The sequence below is a fragment of the Daejeonella sp. genome (assembly GCF_049655485.1).
Taxonomy (GTDB): Bacteria; Bacteroidota; Bacteroidia; order Sphingobacteriales; family Sphingobacteriaceae; genus Daejeonella.
Genome location: NZ_JBASJU010000051.1, coordinates 1 through 1,787 on the forward strand (window position 1 = coordinate 1; position 1,787 = coordinate 1,787).

Annotated in this window: 2 protein-coding genes; both read left to right on the top strand. The window is 36.9% G+C overall.

The features are described 5' to 3' along the window. Nucleotides 1–312 precede the first annotated feature (312 nt). Nucleotides 313–1,581 carry a site-specific integrase gene (locus WBJ10_RS02300; RefSeq protein WP_424287935.1) on the top strand — a complete coding sequence of 423 codons (1,269 nt, stop codon included), beginning with the start codon at nt 313–315 and terminating at the stop codon, nt 1,579–1,581. A gap of 4 nt (nt 1,582–1,585) precedes the next feature. After that, nucleotides 1,586–1,787, top strand: a 202-nt coding sequence (locus WBJ10_RS02305; protein WP_424287936.1) for an ORF6N domain-containing protein, incomplete at its 3' end; no start/stop codon positions are given.

Consider the following 1,787-nt stretch of genomic DNA (forward strand, 5'->3'; position numbering starts at 1 on the left):
CCTGCCACCCCGACAAATACCAGTTCATCTGGATGCAAAAGCCTCTAAATATCATTATTTAGAGGCTTTTCTGCTTTTAAACAGTTCATATTAATCCGTTTCAATCCATACTTTCTGAGAACCATTAGGTGACCTAAATTAATTTTTAACTTAGGTCACCAGAAAGGGTTTAATTAGTTGATTATAAGATATATACATCAATTAATTTTATACTCAGATAGATCGAAAAAGATCACTTTAATGTTTCTCTAGTGACCTGTTTGGACTTAAATAGTTCAAATCAGTTTATGTTAAACCTTAAAAGTCAAGTGTATGAGATCAAGTAGCACATTCGGAGTTCATTTCATTTTAAGAATGAATAAAGAAAAAGACGGAATTGCACCAGTTTATGTCAGGATAAACGTCAATGGTGCCCGAGTTGAAATGTCACTAAAGAAATCTGTAAAAATCGCAGATTGGAACCCATCAAGAGGAACCGCAAAAACCAAGAACACTGACCTTAAAATTCTGAACAATTATTTGGAAGAAGTAAAGGGTCTTTTTTCATCCTATTACAGGGAAATGGTCTTAGCTAAAAAACTCATAACTCCGGAAGCACTCAAAAACCAGTTTTTGGGGATACAGGAACAGGAGAACACTCTCCTATCCCTCATCGAATATCACAACCTGCAAATGAAAGAGGTCCTCGCTTATGGGACTATTAAAAACTATTATACCACTGCAAAGTATTTGAAAGAGTTCGTTTTAGTACAATTCAAAAAACAAGACATCTACCTTACGGAGTTGGACTACCAGTTTATTACACAGTTCGAATACTTTCTAAGAACTTATGTCCCTACTGATCATCACAAGGGAATGGAGAACAATGGTGTAATGAAACATCTGGAGCGTTTTCGTAAGGTAATTCGACTTGGCGTTAAGCTTGGATGGATGGATAAAAATCCTTTCGAGCTGTTTAAACTTAAGTTGCAAAAAGTTGAAAGAGGGTATCTGACAAATGAAGAGCTTATTTCCATTGAGGAAAAATCGTTTAGCCTTCAGCGGATTCAATACTCCAAGGACCTATTTGTATTTAGTTGCTATACCGGCATGGCATATATAGATGTTATGCAGCTAACTCCAGACAATATCATTTTAGGAATGGATGGCAATTACTGGATCAAAACTATTCGGGAAAAAACCGATACCTCAGTGAACGTTCCTATTTTACCAAAAGCAGCCTATATTATAGCCAAGTACAAGGATAACCCCAGATCCATTGCCAAGGGAAGTCTGTTTCCAATGATATCGAATCAGAAATTAAACAGCTACCTGAAAGAGGTGGGAGATCTGTGCGGAATTAAAAAAAATCTGACTTTCCATTTGGCCCGACATACGTTCGCCACCTCTGTTACATTATCTAACGGTGTTCCTATTGAAACGGTGAGCAAGATGCTGGGACATACTACCATCCGGACTACACAGATTTATGCAAAGGTAGTTGAGCAAAAGGTTAGTCAAGATATGACAAACCTGCGAAACTTATTAGATACGCACGAAAAAACTAAACGGACGACTTTAAGAGTAACACAAGCATTATAAGGCGATGAAAAATAACGAATTATTAGTTCCAGAGGAAATAGTTATAAGTAAGATCTACTATATCAGGAAACAGAAGGTAATGTTGGATTTTGATCTCGCAATATTGTACCAGGTAGAGACCCGATCTTTAAAACAGGCTGTGAAACGTAATATCCTACGATTTCCGGCTGATTTTATGTTTCAGTTAACCAAACAGGAATGGCAGG

What these genes read in the sequence shown, in the direction of transcription:
- WBJ10_RS02300 (WP_424287935.1), top strand. Translation starts at nt 313, where the DNA reads ATGAGATCAAGTAGCACATTCGGAGTTCATTTCATTTTAAGAATGAAT.